Raw genomic sequence first — 17,972 nt, forward strand, 5'->3', positions numbered from 1 at the left:
AGCGGCCCTGCTCCCCCCTCACCCTGTCCAGGCGAGCACCATCTCATAGGCAAAGGCGCAAAAGGTCAGCGTCAGGCCGACGACGAACAGCCGGTATGCATGGGCAAGATAGCGGTATTTGTGCCGCGCAAGGATGATGCCATTTTGATACGCGTCGCGAAGCATGCTCTCGTAAAGATCCTCCTCGGACCGCATCCGCGCCTTGACCGCTGCGATGAATTCATCCTCTTCCATCCCGGCAAAGCGGCCGAAAAAGAGAATGTTGCTGTGATCCTTGCCGTCCCTCACGAGGGCTGGCGGAGCGCGGCCGACGCGCGGCAGGACTGCGGAGACTGCGAGCAGCGCCGAAAGGAAGGAAAAGGTCGCAAGGATCGTCAGCGGCATCGCGAAAGCCCCCGCGCCGGCGCGCGCCTGGCCGACCGCAAGGGTGAAGACAACGAAGGTCGCGCCCATCAGGATCGACGCCTTCTGGTCGGCCATCTGCGACAGTTGCATCGTCAATTGCTGGCTGGTTCGCGCAAGATGCACTGCGTTGGGCGGAAATGGGCCCGCCCCCGGTGGCGGTGCCGCGCTATCCTTCGCCTTGTCGTCCATCGGTCATCCCCTGTCCCGACCCGGCCCAGCACTGGCATGTTCGACGCATATCGGCAAGATGCTGCCCGATTGCCGCCGCAATCGCTTGCCAAGCGGAGGCAAGCGCGGCATTCCCGCGCGCAAACTTCACCATTTTCGGGACGCACCCCCATGAGCACCGCCCTTACCGACCAGATCTACGGCCTCATCGAGCCTTTCAACAAGAAGGGTGTCGAGCTGACCGACGCCACCACCTTTGCCGGCGACCTCGAGTGGGACAGCCTCACGGTGATGGATTTCGTCGCCGAGGTCGAAGACACGTTCGACATCATCATCAGCATGAACCAGCAGGCCGAGATCGAGAATGTCGGCCAGCTCGTCGCCGCGGTGGAAAAGCTGCAGGGCTGATCCTCTCTTCACCGCTCGCGTTGCACCAGCGGCGGGGCGAGCGGCCCTTGGACATCGATATGACCGACCTTTTTTCCAAATTCGATCCGCTGATCCAGCAGCGCGCGGACCTGCTCGCGACGGGCGTTACCGACCCCTTCAGCCTGGTGATGGAAAAGGTGCTCTCGCCCACCGTCGCGATCTGCAACGGGCGCGAGACCATCCTGCTTGGCACCTATAATTATATGGGCATGACGTTCGACGAGGACGTGATTGCGGCGGGCAAGGATGCGCTCGACAAGTTCGGCAGCGGCACCACCGGCAGCCGCGTGCTGAACGGCACCTATCAAGGCCACCGCGAGGTCGAAGAGGCGCTCAGGGACTTCTACGCCATGGATCATGCCATGGTCTTTTCGACCGGATATCAGGCGAACCTCGGCATCATCTCGACCATCGCGGGCAAGGGCGATTATGTCATCCTCGACATCGACAGCCACGCCTCCATCTATGACGGATGCAAGATGGGCGATGCCGAAATCGTGGCCTTCCGCCACAATGATATCGAGGCCCTGGAAAAGCGCCTGAAGCGCCTGCCCGCCGAAGCCGGCAAGCTTGTCGTGCTCGAAGGCGTCTATTCGATGCTTGGCGACGTCGCCCCGCTGAAGGAAATGATCCGCATCGCCAAGGAAAATGGCGCGATGGTCCTGGTCGACGAGGCCCACTCGATGGGGTTCATCGGCGAGCATGGTCGCGGCGTCGCCGAGGCGCAGGGCGTCATCGACGATGTCGATTTCATCATCGGCACCTTTTCGAAGAGCGTCGGCACCGTCGGCGGCTTTTGCGTCTCGAACCATCCGAAGTTCGAGATCATGCGCCTCGTCTGCCGCCCCTATGTCTTCACCGCTTCGCTCCCGCCCAGCGTCGTTGCGACCGCCGCGACGAGCATCCGCAAGCTGATGCACGGGTCGAACAAGCGCGCGCATCTGTGGGAAAATTCGAAGATGCTCCACAAGGGGCTGCGCGATCTCGGCTTCACGCTCGGCACCGCGGAGCCGCAATCGGCGATCATCGCGGTCATCATGCCCGACCTTGAGCGAGGTGCGATGATGTGGGAAGCGCTGCTCGAGGAAGGGCTTTACGTCAATCTTGCCCGTCCGCCGGCGACCCCCGCGGGCATGACGCTGCTACGCTGTTCGCTCTGCGCGGAGCATTCGAGCGATCAGGTCGGCGAGATCCTTGCCCGCTTCGAACGCGCCGGCAAGCGTACCGGGATTATCGGCTGACGCGCCTTCTCCTTTTCCGACCAGCAGCCATATTTTCGGGGCGAAGCGAAAGAGGACGCTGCTCCGGCACCCTTACCCGCTTTGCGGGACACGGGCGAAGCGGTAAGAGGGGCGCGTGTTCGAGAGGGATAGCGACCAGGAAAGCGAGAGCCGCCGGGAGCGTCTGCGCTTTTGGCTGACGACCGGCGTCGGGACGATCCTGACGGGGGTCGTCGCCGCGCTCGTCCTGCTGCTGATGCGCGCCAACGACGCCTATGACCGTTCGCTCGGCTGGCAGGCGCACAGTCTTGAGGTCATTTCGCAGACCCGCTCGCTCGACGCCGCGCTCGCGCGCGCCGAGGCAGCGCTCGGCCGCTTCGCGGTCGGCCTGCAAAAGGATGACGGCCGCATCTATCAGCAGCAGTTCGGCGTCGCGATGCAGTATTTGCGCCTGCTGCAACGCAATGTGCGCGACAGCCCCGAGCAGGCCGAACTGGTGCGCCAGCTCGGCGTCGAACTCGAGCGCCGCGGGCAGCAGCTCGGCGATGCTGCGCTTAGCGCCAATTATCGCCAGACGATCGCGGCCATCTCGAAATATAACGCAGCCGCGCACGATCCCGCGCTCGGCAGGATCAACAAGCTGCTCGCCCAGCTGATCCGCGACGAACGGGAGCGATTGTCCGAACGCAACCGGATCGCGGCATCGGATCGGGCCAGTCTCAACCAGGCGATCCTGATGTTCTCGCTGCTCGGCGCTGCTGCCGCGATCATTGCGATCGCGGCGACCTTCTCGCTGCTGCGCGCCGAGGGCGAACGGCGGCTCGCACGGCACGAGCAGCTTGCCGAAAGCGAGCGCGCGATGGAGCTCGAAGCCGCAGTCGAGGAACGCACTGCGGAGCTTGAGCAGGCGAACACCGCGCTGCGCGCCGAAATGTCCGAGCGCGAGACCGCCGAGGCGCAGCTGCGTCAGGCGCAGAAGATGGAGGCGGTGGGCCAGCTCACCGGCGGCATCGCCCACGACTTCAACAATATGCTGGCGGTGGTGGTCGGCGGGCTCGAACTCGCGCAGCGCTGGCTGGGCGAGGCGCCCGAGAAGGCCGAGCGCCATATTCATAACGCGCTCGACGGGGCGAACCGCGCCGCCGATCTGACACGGCGGCTCCTGACTTTCGCCCGGTCCGAGCCCGCGCGGCCCGAAATGACCGAGATCGACGCGTGCATCGCCTCCTTTGCCGAGCTGATCGCGCGGACGATCGGCGACCGCATCGCATTGACGCTCGACCTTAACGCCGAAGGGTGTGCCTGCTGGGTCGACCGGCAGCAATTCGAGAACGCGCTGCTCAATCTCGCCGTCAACGCGCGCGACGCGATGGACGGTCACGGATCGCTGACCATCCGCACGGCGCGCGGCGAGAGCGACGAGAGCGGCGAGGCGGCGTCGCTCGCGGTTCAGGTGATCGATACCGGCTGCGGCATGTCGGCCGAAGTCCTCGAACGCGTCTTCGACCCCTTTTATACGACAAAGCCCGCCGGACAGGGCACCGGCCTTGGCATGAGCCAGGTATTTGCTTTCTGCCGCCAATCGGGCGGCGAGGTGCAGATCCAGTCGTCCGAAGGCAAAGGCACAAGCGTTGCGATGCTGTTGCCGCTCGCCGAAGCAGCGATCGCAGGGGTCGAAAAGGAAAAAGGCGATGAAGCACTTTCGCGGGTCGACCCCGCCGACCGGCTGAACATTCTTGTGGTCGAGGACGATCACCGCGTCCTCGCCGCGACGGTCGATGCGGTGGGCGAGCTCGGCCACAAGGCGGTGGCCTGCAGCAATCCGCTCGAAGCCGAGGCGCTCGTCGAGAGCCACGGCGGCTTCGACCTTATCCTCTCAGACGTGCTGATGCCCGAGCTCACTGGACCCGAAATGGTCGCCCGGCTCAAACAACGCTGGCCTGCGCTATCGGTGCTGTTCGTCACGGGCTTCGCCGGCGATGCCGGCGACGATTCAAGCTTTGGCGTTCATGACGTGCTGCGCAAACCCTTCACCCTCACCGCGCTCGACCAGGCGATCCGGCGCTCGAGCCAGGCGCGCGCCGAGGAGAACCAGAGGCTCGCGAGTTGAGATACGGCGCATCCCGCGCTCGGCAATTCCCCGGACCCGCCTCTCTACCGGATCGCACCGCTCTTCATCAGCCGGGGCACGAGCGTCAGCGCAGCAATCAGCGGCCAGCGCCGCTGCCAGGGTTTGATCTCGATCTTTGTTCCGGCATGGCGGTTGATCTTCCACGCGAGATAATCGATCCCGCCCGCGTAGGTGAGGCTCGCCTTGGCCAGCCGCACGATACTGAGCAGCTTGCCCTCGAAGCGCCGCCTGGTCCAGCCGCCGCTCGGCGCGTGCGCCGGAATTGCCGCGATCGCGGGGACGCTGAAGCGCCGATAGCGCTCGGCGTCGGCATCGACGACTGATTGCGCACGCGTTGCGCGCTCGGCGCGAAGCTCGACCGAATAGGTGAGTGAAAAGGCGCGGCGCCACCAGTCGAGCGCTTCCTCGTCGGCGCGCCGGCCGGCCGCAGCGAGCAATGTCGGCGCCGCCTGCGCAACGGCCGCAACCGCGCGCGCCCCCGCGCGCTCATCCGCCGCCCACACCAGCCGCGAGGGCTGCGCAAACCGCGCCCAGACCGACACATTGCGCGTTTCCGGCCCGCTTAGCCGCGCAAAGTCGGCCTCGCTCAGCACCGCATATTTGGCGACGAGCCCGTCCGACTGGAACGGGAAGACATTCGGCGGAATCAGCCGGTTCGCAAGCCGCATCCAGCGCTTGGGGTAGGCCTCGTCATAGCTCGAGACGATGAGGTAGAAATCGAGCATCAGTCCGTCGAGCCGGGTTTCCCGAAGACAGCTGCCATAGAAAAGCACCGCGCGCGCGCTGCCTGGAAATTGCGCCGCGATCGCTGCCGCCATCGCGGCAACGCGCGGATCGACGGGCGTCGACAATTCGTCGCGGACAAGATCACTCAAGGCAGCCATCGAAGCGCTCTCAGGCCGCGAGGCGCAGAAACGGCACCGGCTGCGTCGAGGTCAGGATGATCGGCCGACCGCCGGTCGCCTCGAAAATTTCGCCGTCGAGGATGACATTCGAGCGTTCGCCCTCGATGCGGATCTCGTCGCCCTGCTGGAAATGGACGCCCGCCAGTTCCCGCTGGCCCAGCGTGCCGCGCCATGTTGCGCCGAGCATGCGGAACAGCGCGCCGACGCTGCTTTCGGTCGCCAGCAGCTTCATATGGCCGTTGGTCCCGTGCTTGTCGCTGGTGCGGATGCTGAGCAGGAGCTTTTCGAGCGTCGTGACGATCAAGAGCGAGAACTTGCCCTTGAACTCGCCCTGGCGGATCAGCGACACCGTCATCGGCTCGGGCTTGGGCGGAAGCCGTCCGCCGCCGATACCGAAGAGGATCGAGAAAAAGGCGAGCATTGCGGCGAGGAAATGCGACACGCCGTTCGGGAGCCCGAGCGGATAGATGCGGTGGCGGCAATAGAGCATCACGTCGGCCAGATAGGCGCCGCCGAGGAACATGCCGAGCACCGGGCGCGCATCGCCGCTGTCGAGCGCAATAAGCTGGCGTTCGATGACATGATCCTCGAGCCGGCCATCGCCGACAAGTTCGACCACCCGTTCGAGCGCCTTGATCGGGTCGCCCTCGGCACCGAGATCGAGCGCGATCAGGTTGGTCTTGCCGTTGGGCAGCACCGCCACCGGGGGCGGCGAACCCCCGAAATGACCGCCCGAATAAAGCTCGGTCAGCGCCGCCTGAACGGTGCCGTCGCCGCCGTTGATGGCTATGACCCTCGGGGACACCATCGCGATGGTCCGGATCGCCTCGCCGATCTGATCGACGGCCTCGACCTCATAGTGGAATATGTCGGGGTGCGCCGCGCAATATTCGCGCACTCGGGGCAACAGCGAGCGGTTGCCCGTCGAGCGTGGATTGGAAAGGAGCGCGACGCTTGCCACCGTCAGACCGGATCGAAGGACAGGCCGTTGATGTAATTCAACGTGATCGGCACGCGCTTGGTCGAGCCGCCGACCGCGAAGCTGACCTGCGCCAGCTTGGGCTTACGCTTGAAGATGAAGTCGCTGAGCTTCATGTCGGGGTTGCCCGAAAGGCCGCCGCCGTCGCTCTTGTCCGACTTGCCATTGCCATTGATGTCGTGACGGACCGAAACGACATAATTGCCCGGGCCCTTCACCGGCACGCAGACCTGCATGGGACCGCTGCGCACGGGAACGTCGACGCGCTCCAGCCACTTGCGCTTTTCAAGATAGCTTTTGTCCGCATTGTAGATCTGCACCCGCAGCGTCCCCGTGCGCGCCTTGAATCCGCGCACGTCGACCAGCACGGCGGTCGCATTGCTGTCGCAAAGGGCGGCCGCCGGACCCAGCGTAGCGCCCTGCGCCGCGACGGGCGCCATCAGCGCCCCTGCGGTGCCGGCGGCGAGTATCCCGGCGAGAAACATTTTCGACATGACCTCAATACCTCCAGAGGTTATAGCCACGCCAGCCGTGCGAAAGCGCGCGCCGACATGGGTCCCTGTCGCCCTTGACTCGGCATATCGGAAACATTTGCGGCCAAATCATGGTGATGGGGCGACGAAAGCTTGAACAAGATACCCGCCATCGACCGCTATATCGCGCGGCTCATCTTCTTTCCCATGCTCGGCACGCTCGTCCTCTCGGCGATGCTGCTGGTCCTCGAGAAGATGCTGCGCCTTTTTGATTTCGTCGCGACCGAGGGCGGCCCCGTCAGCGTCGTGTGGCGGATGCTTGCCAATCTGATCCCTGAATATCTCTCGCTCGGCATTCCGATCGGGCTGATGCTCGGCATTCTCCTCGCCTTCCGCCGCCTCGCGACATCGAGCGAACTCGACGTTCTGCGCGGTGTCGGCATGAGCTTCGGGCGGTTGATGCGTGTCCCTTATGCCTTCGCCTTCGCGCTTGCGCTCCTCAACCTGGCGATCGTCGGCTTCATCCAGCCCTACGCGCGCTATGCCTATGAAGGACTTCAGTTCGAACTGCGCTCGGGCGCCCTTGGCGCCTCGATCAAGGTCGGCGAATTCACCAAGCTCGGCAGCCGGATGACGCTGCGCATCGAGGAAAGCTACAACGACGGGCGATCTCTGCGCGGCATTTTCGTGCGCGGGGAGAACAAGGACGGACAGTCGGTTTCGGCAACCGCGGCCGAGGGCCAGTTCCTCGCCACCGACGATCCCAACACGATCATCCTGAGGCTCACCAGCGGCGTGCTGATCCACGAATCGCCCAAATTTTCCGTGCCGCGCGTCCTGACCTTCGACAACCACGACCTGCCGATCCCGCTCCCCAAGATCGAGGCGTTCCGCACCCGCGGCGGCGCTGACAGGGAGCTCACGATTCCCGAGCTCTTCGTTGTCGGCAAGGACAAGACCGAGCCTTTGACAACGCGGCTCGAATCGCGCGCAAACTTCCATTTCCGCATCGTCGAGGTCGCCTCGATGTTCCTCATTCCGTTGCTTGCGATCGCGCTCGCCATTCCGCCCAAGCGATCGACCTCGTCGCTCGGCGTATTCCTCTCGATCGTGATTCTCGTGACCCAGCACAAGATCAACCAATATGCCGAGGATCTCGGCGCGCGCGGCACCGTCGACCCGTTGCTCGCGCTTTGGGTTCCCTATCTGCTTTTCGCCGCGCTTGCCTTCTGGATGTATTACACGCTCGCGCATGTTCCGGGCGGCCAGCCGATCGGCGCGCTCGAACGCGTCGCCGCAAAGGCCGGCCAGCGGGTCAAGGCGCTGTTCCGTCTCTTCCAGCGCAAGCAGAAGCTCGCCTGATGCACCAGTTCCACTTCTTCCCCTCGCGTACGATGGCGCTCTACATGGGGCGGCTTTTCTTCGTGCGCACCTTTGCGATCCTCTTTGCGCTCGTCATCATTCTCCAGACGCTCGATCTGCTCGGCGAGAGCGGCAAGATCCTTGCCGTCGCCGGCAATGGCGACGCCGAGGTGTGGCGCTATGTCGGCCTTCGCATCCCACAGATCATCGAGACCTTCCTGCCCTTTTCGGTGCTGCTCGGCACGATCCTGACGCTGATCACGCTCAACCAGAACAGCGAGGTCATCGCGATGAAAGCGGCTGGGATGTCGGCGCATCAGGTGCTGGCGCCGCTGTTTCTCGCCGCGCTGCTCGTTGCTGCGATCAGTTTCGGCTTCAACGAACGCATCGTCGCGCGCGCGACCGGCGCGCTCAGCGCCTGGCAGAAGGTTGAATATGCGCAGGTCCCGCGCGACAGCGGGCTGCGCTCGAACATCTGGGTGCGCGAGGGCGACGACCTGATCAACGCGCAGACGGTCGAGACCAGCGGGCCATCGATCGTGCTTCGCGGGGTCAAGATCTATGAACGCTCGGGCGGGGTCCTGTCCTCGATCCTCTCCGCCGACAGCGGCCGCGCGGTCGAGGGCGGCTGGGAACTGGCGGGCGCGAAGCGCTTCCTGCGCCGCTCGGGCACGGTCGAGGATCTCGGCACCATCATCGCGGCCAAGGGCGTGCGCCCCGACCAGTTCACGCTTGCGCAGGTCGATGGCGACGAGCTTCCCTTTCTCCAGCTCAGGAGCGCGATCGATGACCTCGAGGCCGCGGGACGCCCCGTCGACGCGCTCAAGGGCGTCTTGTGGCACAAGATTTCGGGACCGCTATCGGCGATCCTGATGCCGCTCCTCGGCGCGGTCGCCGCCTTCGGTCTTGCGCGCTCGGGCAAATTGTTCGTGCGCGCGATCCTCGGCATGGCGCTCGGATTTGCCTATTTCGTTGCCGACAATTTCGCGCTCGCGATGGGCGACCTCGGCGCCTATTCGCCCTTTCTCGCGGCCTGGGGACCGTTCATCCTCTTTGCGCTGATCGGCGAGATGATCTTGATCAGAACCGAGGAATAGGCGTTTCGGCGAATGGATCCCGACCCGTCTGCCCGGAGCGTTCCCTCGGCCACAGCCGAGCGCTTGCTCTTTGCCATCTGGGGGGCGGCATCGTTAGGCTCGATCATCATCTTTGGATTGATGATGCTACGTCACCCGGACGCAACGCGGCTGATCCTCGACTTCGCGGATTTTGCATTGATCTGGTGCGGATTGTTCGGGGTTGCAGGATTTCTGCTGCGGAGAAGGCGGCTCAAGCGCGTCGCCGCGCGAGAAAAGTTTATCGATTCGCTCGCCAATCCGCCCTGAGCATCTGCTCTGACCCCAGTTCGGGATAGTTCAGACCGCCCTGCCCCGCGCCGACCCCGCAACCAGCTTTGCGACCAGCCCTGGCAGACCCTTGTAATTCGCCTTGTGATACTGCGAATCCTCGGGCAGCGCGTCCTTCAGGCGGCGGTGTGCTTCGGGCAGCGCGTGATAGGGAACGCCCGGCAGCAAATGGTGGAGCGCGTGATAGCGCAGCCCCACCGGCGCCCAAAGCTCGGGAAGCAGCCCCGGCGGCGGCACGTTGACGCTGTCGAGGAACTGGGCGGTCACGGTGAGCACTTCGCCGTCATTCTCCCACAGATGCGCCACAAGGGTACGGATCTGGTTAAGGACGATGCTCGCCGAGGCAATGCCGCCGAAGATCAGCAGCGCGCGCAGCGGCACCCAGCCGAAAAGGGCCGCGGCGACAAGCAAGGTCGACCAGGCCCAGGCGCCGCCCTCCTGCCATGCCCATTGGCGGCGGAACGCGCCCTCGGGCGGCCTGCGGCGGAACAGCGGGTTGATGATCAGTCCCGAATAACGCTCCATCACGATCCGCCGCAGCGGCGGGATCAGGAAGGAAAGCGGGGTCAGGACCGCATAACGGAAGACAAGTGCGAGCGGCGCAAAGGCGGCCGCAACGACGAACAGCGGCACCGTCCACGGCTTCATCAGCGCGAGCGGCAGATATTCAGGGTCTTCGACCGTGCCGTACTTCGTGCGATTGTGGTGCAGGCTGTGAATGCCCTCATACATGAAGGAGGGTATGAGGAGCGGGACGCCGATGAGGATGTTCCACCAGAGCCGAAAACCCGGAAGCGCATTCTTGCGGATATGGGTAATCTCGTGAATGAAGCTGCCCGCGCGATAAAGCGCGAGCACTGCCACCAGCGCGGCAGCGAGCATCCACGGCGTGGAGGGCGCAAGGATCGCCGCGGCAACGCCGGCATAGCCAACGAAGGCCGAGGCCAGGAAATCGGCCCAATAGACGCGCGCGCTCGGCGCAACGAGATCGCGCGTGAGCTCCGACGCCGCGCGGATCATCGCCATATCGTCGGCGATTGCCGACTTGGGAAGCGGCGCCGCGGGCGCGGCCGAAGGCCGGTCAGCAAAGGTGTTCGTTGCAAACATATCGGGATCTTCACCATGATTTCGTGGCAGCAAAATGGCCAAATGCGGGTCGCCAGCGCCGCAGCTATGCCCTAATGCGTCGCCCATAAAGATAGGAAGTCCAGTTCAGGAAACCAGCCATGGCCTCGCACACCCCTGGTCCGATCACCATCCTGCCCGTCCAGACCAAGGCCGACACGCGCGAGTTCGTCGAGCTCGCCTACCGCCTCAACCGCGGCGATCCCGCGTGGGTGCCGCCCTTGAAGGGCGAGGTTTATGGCCTCCTCACCCCCGGCAAGAACCCCTGGTTCGAACATGGCAAGGCGCAGCTCTTTCTCGCCCGGCGCGACGGGCGGACGGTCGGACGCATTTCGGCGCATATCGACGCCCTTGCTCTCGCCCAGCCCGCGGAACAGGGCATGGGGCCCGGCACCGGCAACTGGGGTTTGCTTGAGGCCGAGGATGGCGAGACCGCCGCCGCGCTGCTTGCCGCGGCCGAGGACTGGCTGCGCGGGCAAGGCATGAAGCGGTCGCTCGGCCCCCTCTCGATCTCGATCTGGGATGAGCCTGGACTTCTTGTCGAGGGGTTCGAGACTCCGCCGACGATCATGCTTGGTCATAACAGCCCGCTCTACCGCGCATGGGTCGAAGCGGCGGGCTACCGGCCCGCGAAGCGGCTGATCAATTATTCGGTGGCGATCACCGAGGGCTTCCCCCCGATCGTCAATCGCATCGTCGCGGCGGGCGAGAAAAATGAGCGCATCCGCATCCGCCGCGTCGACAAGAGCCGCTTCGACGCCGAAGCCAGGTTGATCCTTGGCATATTGAACGACGCCTGGTCGGACAATTGGGGCTTCGTCCCGCTGACCGACAGCGAAGTCGCCTATGTCGGCAAGAAACTCAAACCCCTCGTGTTCGGGGATCTGATCCGCGTCGCAGAGGTCGACGGCGAACCCGTCGCCTTCATGATCGTGCTTCCCAACATCAACGAGTTGCTGATCGACATGGAGGGCTCGCTCCTCCCCTTCGGCTGGGCGCGGCTCCTCTGGTGGCTCCGAAAGCCGAAGAGCCGCGTGCTGCGCGTACCCTTGATGGGCGTGGTCAAGCGATTGCAGAACAGCCGCATGGCAAGCACGCTTGCCTTCATGATGATCGAATATATTCGCCGCGACGGCGTGGCCCATTATGGCGCCCAGCAGGGCGACATCGGCTGGGTTCTCGACGACAATCAGGGGATGATCGCGGTGGCCAATGCGATCGAGGCGAGCGAGAATCGCGTCTATCAGATCTACGACAAGCCGCTCGACTGAGCGCGCGCCACGCGCACCGAAGCCAGCATGGCCTCAGCGCAGTACCGCCCAGGTCGGCGCATGATCGCTCGCTTTTTCGCGGCCGCGGTGGTCCTTGTCGACACCCGCCTCGACCAGCCGATCGGCCGCCGCAGGGCTCAAGAGCAGATGGTCGATACGAAATCCATGGTCGCGCTGCCAGCCGCCCGCCTGATAGTCCCAGAAGGTCCAGATCCTCCCCGCGGGGTAGCGGCTGCGGATCGCGTCGGTCCAGCCATCGCCGAGCATCCGGAAATAGGCGTCGCGCGAATCGGGCTGCATCAACGCGTCCTTTGCCATCGCGCGCGGATCCCAGACATCGTCGTCGTGCGGGATGACGTTATAGTCGCCGGCGAGGATGGTCGGGATCTCGGCCTTGAGCAGTGCCTTCGCCCGCTCGCGCAGCCGCTTCATCCAGCGCAGCTTATAGTCGAACTTGGGCCCCGGCTGGGGATTGCCGTTGGGAAGATAGATCGAGGCGATGCGGAGCCCCAGAACCTCGGCTTCGAGATAGCGCGACTGCTCGTCCTCCGCCTCGCCGTCAAGACCGCGCCGAATTTCGACCGGCTCGCTGCCCCGCGCGAGGATTGCAACCCCGTTGAACCCTTTTTGCCCATGATAGAGCATGCCATATCCGGCCGCCTCGATTTCGGCCGTCGGCATGGTCTCATCGCTCGACTTCAGTTCCTGGAGGCAGGCGACGTCAGGCTGGGTTTCCTCAAGCCATTCGACGAGGCGCGGCATCCGGGCCTTGATGCCGTTGATGTTGAAGGTGGCGATTTTCATCGCCTGTCTATGGCAGGAAGCGTTTCGCCAGGAAAGGCGTCAGATCGAGAAGCTCGATCCGCAACCGCAGCCCGAGGCCGCGTTCGGGTTTTCCACCTTGAAGGACGATCCACCGAGCGAATCGACAAAATCGACGATGCTGCCGCGCACAAGGTCGATGCTCACGGGGTCGACGACCAGCTTCACCCCGTCGGTCTCGGTGACGATGTCATCCGCCTCGATCGTCTCGGCAAGATCGAAACGATAGGTGAAACCTGAACAGCCACCCCCATCGACCGCAAGACGCAGCGCGGGCAAGGCTGCGCCCTTGCGCTGCGCGATCCAGCGAACGCGGGCGGCGGCGGCGGGCGAGAGGGCGATATCGGAAAGCTGCGTGGCCATGACGGCAAGATAGGGCTTCGTGCGCAAATGAAAAGGGCGCCCCGGCCTCGGGCCGGAGGACGCCCCCTCCTCTCCGACCCTGAAACCCTTATTCCTCGGGACCGCCCATCGCGAGCGGCTTGCCGTCGCCCGAAAGTGCAGCGATCGCCATCGAGTCCGAGCGCACGAAGGGCAACGGGTTGACCGGCGCGCCGTCGATACGGACTTCATAGTGCAAATGATTGCCGGTCGAACGGCCCGTCGAGCCGACATAACCGATGATTTCGCCCTTCTTCACCTGCTGTCCGGGATGGACAATGTAAGAGGACATGTGACCGTAGCGCGTCTCGATCGCATTGCCATGGGCGATCTCTACATAATTTCCATAACCGCCAAGACGCTGGGCGCGGCCAACAATGCCATCGGCGGTCGCATAAATGGGGGTGCCGTGCGGCGCGGGAATGTCGATGCCATTGTGGCGCGCGACGCGACCCGTAATCGGGTGGGTGCGCATGCCGTAGGAGGAGGATAGCGACATCTGCTCGATCGGGCGGCGCGAGGGGACCGCAACGCCGATCGAGGCCGTCAGTCCGGTGTCGAGGCGCTTCCACGCCTGGAACACCGCGCGCGCTTCGCCGTCTTCCTTGACCGAGGGCGCCACGCCGGCGTCGAAGGCCTCATCGTCGGGCTCGTCGGGGACCGGAACGCCCGCTGCGCTCGTTTCGAACGCCTGCGCCGGGGCGGCCATGCCCATCGACGCCAGCGCGAAGAAAATCAGCCCAAGATGAAACTTTTGCGTTCGTGTCGCGTTCCGCACGTATCGACCCCGCTCTTCGCCATGTCGCCGACGGTATCTGGTCCCGCCGGTGCCGGTTGTTTGCCTGGATGGGATTATTCCCTGCCCGCGGGAGCCTTGGTGCATGGGCAAAGGTTACGAAGCAACTACCGCATAGTATTCTTGCGTTAAACCGGCGTCCCGGCGCGCCGAGTCGTTGAACGGTGGCTTCAGATTCCCGCGAAAGCGCGATTTTACGAGGCTTTGCCACGTTTCGACGGCGTTGAATCCCCTTTCGTCGCACATCCAGCCGAACCAGACTGTGCCCGCGCGCACATGCCGGATTTCGTCCTTGTAAATACGCGATAAAATTCTCGCCGACGCCTCGTCACCCACGGCACGGAAGCGTTCGACTGTCGCCGGCGTGACATCGAGCCCGCGCGCCTCGAGCACCATTGGAACGATCGCAAGGCGTGCGAGCGCATCGTCGCTTGTCGCCGCGGCGGCCTCCCAAAGACCCGCGTGTGCGGGGAGCGCACCATAATGGCTGCCGAGCGCGCGCAGGCGCCGGTCGAGCAGCGCGAAATGCATCGCTTCATCGGCCGCAACGTCAAGCCAGTCGTCGATAAAGGCGCGGGGAAACTGCTCGCCAAACCGCCCCACGAGATCGACCGCAAGGTCGATCGCGACGAATTCGATATGCGCGAGCGCGTGGAGCATCGCGATGCGGCCGCGCTCCGACCCGCCCTTCCGGCGTCGCGGCATCTGGCTGGGCAACAGGAGTTCGGGCGCTGCGGGCCACGCCGGCTGTTCGGGCATTGTGATATCGCAGCGATGATCAAGCTCGCCGCGCCGCCACGCGCGCGCGAGCGCGCGCGCCGCGCGGCGCTTGGCCGGCGGATCGGGCGTGAGGAGAACCTCCCGGGCCGCTTTGGCGAGCGAGGTCATATCAGAGCGCCTTTGCCGCCTCCAGCACCGCGTCGGCATGCCCCTTCACGCGCACCTTGCGCCATTCCTTTGCGAGTTTGCCGTCAGGGGCGAACAGGAAGGTCGAACGTTCGATCCCCATGTAGGTGCGGCCGTAATTCTGCTTCTCGACCCAGGTCCCGAACGCCTCGCAAACCTTGCCGTCCTCATCGGACGCGAGCCGGACGGTCAGCCCATATTTGTCGCGGAACTTGCACAGTTTCGCTGGCGCATCGCGCGAGACGGCGAGGACCTGTGCATTGAGATGCGCAAATTCGGGGGCGAGGCGGGTGAAGTCCTGTGCCTCGACAGTGCAGCCCGGCGTGTCGGCCTTGGGGTAGAAATAAACGACCAGCGGCGCCCCCCTCAGCGCCTTGAGGTCGATCGCGGCGCCGTCGGCATCGCGCAGCGTCACGGCGGGAATGGCATCGCCAATGGCAAGGGTCATGTGGGGTTCTCCTGCTGGGGCGGGCGAATCGAGGCCCACCAGTTTGCGATCTGTTGCCGCGCCGCGTCATGCGCGGCAAGCAGCTGCGGCCAGCCCGGCTCACCGCACGCGCTCGCAACGAGCTGCCGCGCGGCGGGCGTTGCAGGTTCGCCCTGGGGCGCGGTCAGCCGTAGCATCACGAGCATCCGGGCAAGCAGGCCGTGCGCCTCGCACACCTCGGGAGGTGCAAGCCCGCTTGCCTTCAGGCAGGCGAGCGCCGAGCCGATATTGGGATCGTGGCACTGACCGCTTGCAAGCTGTGTCACCTGCATCGCAAATTCAAGGTCGACGAGCCCGCCCGGCCCGCCCTTGATGTCGAGCGGACCTTTGGGCGGCTTGTGCCGGGATATCTTGTCGCGCATCTCGGCCGCATCCTGCGCGAGCTTCGCAGGCTCGCGCGGCGCGGCAAGCAGGTCGTCGATGATGCGCTGCACGGCCGCCTTCGCGCGGTCGGACCCGTAGACGGGCCGCGCCCGGAGCAGCGCCATATGCTCCCAGGTCCATGCCTCTTCGCGCTGATAGCGTTCGAAACTGTCGAGCGTGACCACGAGTGGGCCCTGCGTGCCCTGCGGACGCAGCCTCGTATCGACGTCATAGAGCTTGCCCGCCGCGGTCGGCACCGACATCGCCGCGGTCACCCGCTGCGCAAGGCGGTTGTAGTAGCTCGTCGCGCCGAGCGGCCGCTGTCCATCCGATTCGGCGAGATGATCGCCGGTGAACAGATAGATGAGGTCGAGGTCCGACGCGTGGGTCAGCGCCCTCCCTCCCAGCCGGCCGAGCGCCAGCACAACCAGCTCGCTGCCCGGAACGCGCCCGTGCGCCGCCTCGAACTCGGCCACCGTTGCGTCCGCGAGAACCTGGAGCGCTGCTTCGGCAAGCTCGGAATAGCCGCAGGCGATCGCCATGGGGTCCGTTGCCCCCGCAATGAGCTGCACCCCATAGGCAAAGCGCCGCTCGCCGACGCGGTCGCGCACCCGGTCGAGCAGACGTTCATAGTCGAGCCCAGCAAGCCCCGGCGCCCATTCCGCGATCAGCTCGGCTTTGGTTGCGGGGGCATCGAAGGCCCGCTTGTCGATCAGCCCCTCGATCAGTTCGACGCGCGCGCCGAGCGCGTCGGCAAGCGTCGGAGCGATCGACAGGATGCGCGTCGCGATCTTTGCAAGGTCGGGCTGCGCTGCGAGCAGGTGGAAGAAACCCACCGCGCTCGGAAGCCCCGCGACGAGCATGTCGAAGCGCACCAGAGTCGCCTGCGGATCGGGGGCCGCCCCGATCGCCTTGACGAGTTCGGGAAGCACCGCCTCGAGAGCCTCAAGCGCCGCTGGGCTACGGAGCGCACGCAGCTTGCCGCCGCGCCATTCGGCGATCGTGCGAAGCGCCGCGTCTGGCGATGAAAAGCCCGCCGCCACGAGCGCCCGTTCCAGCTCGCTTTCATCACGCGGCAGACCGCGGCTGGCCGCGCGCTCGACGACGAGACGGTCGTAGCACTGGCCCACCTCGGTCACCACGGGCGAAAGCGCGTCGAGCAACGCTTTGCCGTCGGCTGCTCCATCGAGCCGCGCGACCGCATCGAGCGCGTCCGCCTGAACGGGCAGGCAGTGCGTCTGCTGATCCTCGATCATCTGCAATCGGTGCTCGATCCGGCGCAATGTGGCGTAATGTCCCTTGAGCTGCGCGGCGATATCGGCGTCGATCCGTCCGGCCTTTGCCAGCGCGCCGAGCGCATCGACCGTGGCGGGCGCGCGCAGCGAGGGGTCGCGGCCGCCGTAAATGAGCTGGTGGACCTGCGCAAAAAACTCGATCTCGCGGATCCCCCCGCGCCCGCGCTTCAAATCGTAGCCGGGTCCGAACTGCTGGCCTTGCGCGAAATGGTCGCGAATCCGGTCGCTCATCGCCCCGATTTCCTTCAATTGCCGGAAATCGAGGCTGCGGCGCCAGATGAAGGGCTGAATCGCGGCGAGGAATGTTTCGCCAAGCGCCCGGTCACCCGCACTCGCGCGCGAGCGGATGAAGGCCGCCTGCTCCCACGCCAAGGCCTCCGACTCGTAATAGGAAATCGCTGCATTCACCGGGAGCACGATGGGTGTCACCTCGGGATGGGGACGAAGCCGCAGGTCGACGCGTAGAACATGGCCGTCGGCGGTGCGCGCTGACAGGATCTCGACCATTCGCCGCGCAATCCTCACGGCTGCCTCGTCGGGGTCATCGCGCGAGCGCCGCGGCAAAGTGTCGGGGTCGAAGATCAGGATCGGGTCGATGTCGGATGAATAGTTGAGCTCGTGACTGCCGAGCTTGCCGAGCGCGATGACCGAGAGCCCGCGCGCCGCCTCGTCCGGAACCCGCTCGGCGAAGGCGGCGGCGAGAGCGGCGTCGCACGCCTGATCGGCAAAGTCCGACAAGAGCCGCGTCGTTGTCGCGACGTCATGCTCGCCTGCGAGGTCGCCAAGCGCGAGGAGAAGCGCGATGCGGCCGCGCCACTGACGCATCGCGCGCATGATATCGTCCTCGAGCGGCGGGGGGGTCACGCACGCGAGCGCCGCGTCACTTCCCTCGTCAAGGTAGCGCGCGACGTCCTCGGGATAGAGTGCGGCAAGGCGCGCGAGGAAAGGCGCGTTGGCGGCCAACCGGTCGAGCGCCGACTGGCGGGCGGAAGCTTCAGGAGCAGTCATCGCTCGCTGCTATCGCTTGCCGCTCATCCTCTAGCAACCC

General features: G+C 65.1%; 18 protein-coding genes. 7 read left to right on the plus strand and 11 right to left on the minus strand.

Going from position 1 to position 17,972, the window contains the following annotated elements; translation table 11 throughout:
* Nucleotides 1-18: 18 nt before the first annotated feature.
* A complete protein-coding gene (locus tag LH20_RS15510) occupies nucleotides 19-594 on the minus strand; it encodes a Pycsar system effector family protein (protein WP_053555003.1) in 576 nt (191 codons plus the stop codon).
* Between the two features lie 150 nt (nucleotides 595-744).
* Between LH20_RS15510 and LH20_RS15515 the strand changes: the two genes are divergently transcribed.
* The 3 genes from LH20_RS15515 to LH20_RS15525 all read left to right on the plus strand — a co-directional run bounded on the left by LH20_RS15515 (nucleotide 745) and on the right by LH20_RS15525 (nucleotide 4,332).
* Nucleotides 745-981: an acyl carrier protein gene (locus tag LH20_RS15515; protein ID WP_053555004.1), complete on the plus strand. Its 237-nt coding sequence runs from the start codon at nucleotides 745-747 to the stop codon at nucleotides 979-981.
* A gap of 59 nt (nucleotides 982-1,040) precedes the next feature.
* Entirely contained in the window at nucleotides 1,041-2,243 is a 1,203-nt protein-coding gene (gene spt / locus LH20_RS15520; protein ID WP_053556313.1) for a serine palmitoyltransferase, read from the plus strand.
* Nucleotides 2,244-2,358: 115 nt separating this feature from the next.
* Nucleotides 2,359-4,332, plus strand: a complete 1,974-nt coding sequence (locus LH20_RS15525; protein WP_053555005.1) for an ATP-binding protein — start codon at nucleotides 2,359-2,361, stop codon at nucleotides 4,330-4,332.
* 44 nt (nucleotides 4,333-4,376) lie between these two features.
* Here the strand turns inward: LH20_RS15525 and LH20_RS15530 are convergent, their stop codons facing one another.
* The 3 genes from LH20_RS15530 to LH20_RS15540 are packed head-to-tail and all read right to left on the minus strand — an operon-like array spanning nucleotide 4,377 to nucleotide 6,731.
* On the minus strand, nucleotides 4,377-5,237 hold the full coding sequence (locus LH20_RS15530; protein WP_053555006.1) for a hypothetical protein: 861 nt from the start codon (nucleotides 5,235-5,237) through the stop codon (nucleotides 4,377-4,379).
* A 10-nt stretch (nucleotides 5,238-5,247) separates the two neighbouring features.
* Complete coding sequence (locus LH20_RS15535) at nucleotides 5,248-6,219, minus strand: diacylglycerol/lipid kinase family protein (protein WP_053555007.1); 972 nt, start codon at nucleotides 6,217-6,219, stop codon at nucleotides 5,248-5,250.
* Nucleotides 6,220-6,221: 2 nt separating this feature from the next.
* A complete protein-coding gene (locus tag LH20_RS15540) occupies nucleotides 6,222-6,731 on the minus strand; it encodes a DUF2141 domain-containing protein (protein WP_053555008.1) in 510 nt (169 codons plus the stop codon).
* Between the two features lie 132 nt (nucleotides 6,732-6,863).
* Between LH20_RS15540 and lptF the strand changes: the two genes are divergently transcribed.
* Genes lptF through LH20_RS15555 form a run of 3 tightly spaced genes read left to right on the plus strand, consistent with a single transcriptional unit; the run spans nucleotide 6,864 to nucleotide 9,457 of the window.
* Nucleotides 6,864-8,072 carry an LPS export ABC transporter permease LptF gene (gene lptF / locus LH20_RS15545; protein ID WP_083455450.1) on the plus strand — a complete coding sequence of 403 codons (1,209 nt, stop codon included), beginning with the start codon at nucleotides 6,864-6,866 and terminating at the stop codon, nucleotides 8,070-8,072.
* Nucleotides 8,072-9,169, plus strand: coding sequence for an LPS export ABC transporter permease LptG (gene lptG, locus LH20_RS15550; RefSeq protein WP_053555009.1), 1,098 nt, complete (start codon nucleotides 8,072-8,074; stop codon nucleotides 9,167-9,169). The genes lptF and lptG overlap by 1 nt, the downstream gene beginning before the upstream one ends.
* 12 nt (nucleotides 9,170-9,181) lie before the next feature.
* Nucleotides 9,182-9,457: a hypothetical protein gene (locus LH20_RS15555; RefSeq protein WP_053555010.1), complete on the plus strand. Its 276-nt coding sequence runs from the start codon at nucleotides 9,182-9,184 to the stop codon at nucleotides 9,455-9,457.
* A 30-nt stretch (nucleotides 9,458-9,487) separates the two neighbouring features.
* Here the strand turns inward: LH20_RS15555 and LH20_RS15560 are convergent, their stop codons facing one another.
* The gene (locus tag LH20_RS15560) at nucleotides 9,488-10,585 is read right to left on the minus strand and encodes a fatty acid desaturase family protein (protein ID WP_053555011.1); all 1,098 of its coding nucleotides are present in this window, start codon (nucleotides 10,583-10,585) and stop codon (nucleotides 9,488-9,490) included.
* 119 nt (nucleotides 10,586-10,704) lie between these two features.
* On the opposite strand from LH20_RS15560, the gene LH20_RS15565 reads away from it, so the two are divergent.
* Nucleotides 10,705-11,874, plus strand: coding sequence for a hypothetical protein (locus LH20_RS15565; RefSeq protein WP_053555012.1), 1,170 nt, complete (start codon nucleotides 10,705-10,707; stop codon nucleotides 11,872-11,874).
* Between the two features lie 33 nt (nucleotides 11,875-11,907).
* Here the strand turns inward: LH20_RS15565 and xth are convergent, their stop codons facing one another.
* The 6 genes from xth to LH20_RS15595 all read right to left on the minus strand — a co-directional run bounded on the left by xth (nucleotide 11,908) and on the right by LH20_RS15595 (nucleotide 17,932).
* The gene (gene xth, locus LH20_RS15570; protein WP_053555013.1) at nucleotides 11,908-12,678 is read right to left on the minus strand and encodes an exodeoxyribonuclease III; all 771 of its coding nucleotides are present in this window, start codon (nucleotides 12,676-12,678) and stop codon (nucleotides 11,908-11,910) included.
* A 39-nt stretch (nucleotides 12,679-12,717) separates the two neighbouring features.
* A complete protein-coding gene (gene erpA / locus LH20_RS15575; RefSeq protein WP_053556315.1) occupies nucleotides 12,718-13,059 on the minus strand; it encodes an iron-sulfur cluster insertion protein ErpA in 342 nt (113 codons plus the stop codon).
* A gap of 88 nt (nucleotides 13,060-13,147) precedes the next feature.
* Nucleotides 13,148-13,786 (minus strand): M23 family metallopeptidase, encoded by a 639-nt coding sequence (locus LH20_RS15580; protein ID WP_053556316.1) that lies wholly within the window; start codon nucleotides 13,784-13,786, stop codon nucleotides 13,148-13,150.
* A 183-nt stretch (nucleotides 13,787-13,969) separates the two neighbouring features.
* Nucleotides 13,970-14,761 (minus strand): ferritin-like domain-containing protein, encoded by a 792-nt coding sequence (locus tag LH20_RS15585; protein WP_053555014.1) that lies wholly within the window; start codon nucleotides 14,759-14,761, stop codon nucleotides 13,970-13,972.
* 1 nt (nucleotide 14,762) lies between these two features.
* Nucleotides 14,763-15,227 (minus strand): peroxiredoxin, encoded by a 465-nt coding sequence (locus LH20_RS15590; RefSeq protein WP_053555015.1) that lies wholly within the window; start codon nucleotides 15,225-15,227, stop codon nucleotides 14,763-14,765.
* On the minus strand, nucleotides 15,224-17,932 hold the full coding sequence (locus tag LH20_RS15595) for a bifunctional [glutamine synthetase] adenylyltransferase/[glutamine synthetase]-adenylyl-L-tyrosine phosphorylase (protein WP_053555016.1): 2,709 nt from the start codon (nucleotides 17,930-17,932) through the stop codon (nucleotides 15,224-15,226). The genes LH20_RS15590 and LH20_RS15595 overlap by 4 nt, the downstream gene beginning before the upstream one ends.
* Nucleotides 17,933-17,972 lie beyond the last annotated feature (40 nt).

The organism is Sphingopyxis sp. 113P3 (assembly GCF_001278035.1).
Lineage (GTDB): Bacteria > Pseudomonadota > Alphaproteobacteria > Sphingomonadales > Sphingomonadaceae > Sphingopyxis.

Excerpts from the sequence above, each read along its gene's own strand:
- LH20_RS15510 (WP_053555003.1), bottom strand. The coding sequence starts at position 594 with ATGGACGACAAGGCGAAGGATAGCGCGGCACCGCCACCGGGGGCGGGC.
- LH20_RS15515 (WP_053555004.1), top strand. The coding sequence starts at position 745 with ATGAGCACCGCCCTTACCGACCAGATCTACGGCCTCATCGAGCCTTTC.
- spt (WP_053556313.1), top strand. The coding sequence starts at position 1,041 with ATGACCGACCTTTTTTCCAAATTCGATCCGCTGATCCAGCAGCGCGCG.
- LH20_RS15530 (WP_053555006.1), bottom strand. The coding sequence starts at position 5,237 with ATGGCTGCCTTGAGTGATCTTGTCCGCGACGAATTGTCGACGCCCGTC.
- LH20_RS15540 (WP_053555008.1), bottom strand. The coding sequence starts at position 6,731 with ATGTCGAAAATGTTTCTCGCCGGGATACTCGCCGCCGGCACCGCAGGG.
- lptG (WP_053555009.1), top strand. The coding sequence starts at position 8,072 with ATGCACCAGTTCCACTTCTTCCCCTCGCGTACGATGGCGCTCTACATG.
- LH20_RS15555 (WP_053555010.1), top strand. The coding sequence starts at position 9,182 with ATGGATCCCGACCCGTCTGCCCGGAGCGTTCCCTCGGCCACAGCCGAG.
- LH20_RS15560 (WP_053555011.1), bottom strand. The coding sequence starts at position 10,585 with ATGTTTGCAACGAACACCTTTGCTGACCGGCCTTCGGCCGCGCCCGCG.
- LH20_RS15565 (WP_053555012.1), top strand. The coding sequence starts at position 10,705 with ATGGCCTCGCACACCCCTGGTCCGATCACCATCCTGCCCGTCCAGACC.
- xth (WP_053555013.1), bottom strand. The coding sequence starts at position 12,678 with ATGAAAATCGCCACCTTCAACATCAACGGCATCAAGGCCCGGATGCCG.
- erpA (WP_053556315.1), bottom strand. The coding sequence starts at position 13,059 with ATGGCCACGCAGCTTTCCGATATCGCCCTCTCGCCCGCCGCCGCCGCC.
- LH20_RS15580 (WP_053556316.1), bottom strand. The coding sequence starts at position 13,786 with ATGGCCGCCCCGGCGCAGGCGTTCGAAACGAGCGCAGCGGGCGTTCCG.
- LH20_RS15585 (WP_053555014.1), bottom strand. The coding sequence starts at position 14,761 with ATGACCTCGCTCGCCAAAGCGGCCCGGGAGGTTCTCCTCACGCCCGAT.
- LH20_RS15590 (WP_053555015.1), bottom strand. The coding sequence starts at position 15,227 with ATGACCCTTGCCATTGGCGATGCCATTCCCGCCGTGACGCTGCGCGAT.
- LH20_RS15595 (WP_053555016.1), bottom strand. The coding sequence starts at position 17,932 with ATGACTGCTCCTGAAGCTTCCGCCCGCCAGTCGGCGCTCGACCGGTTG.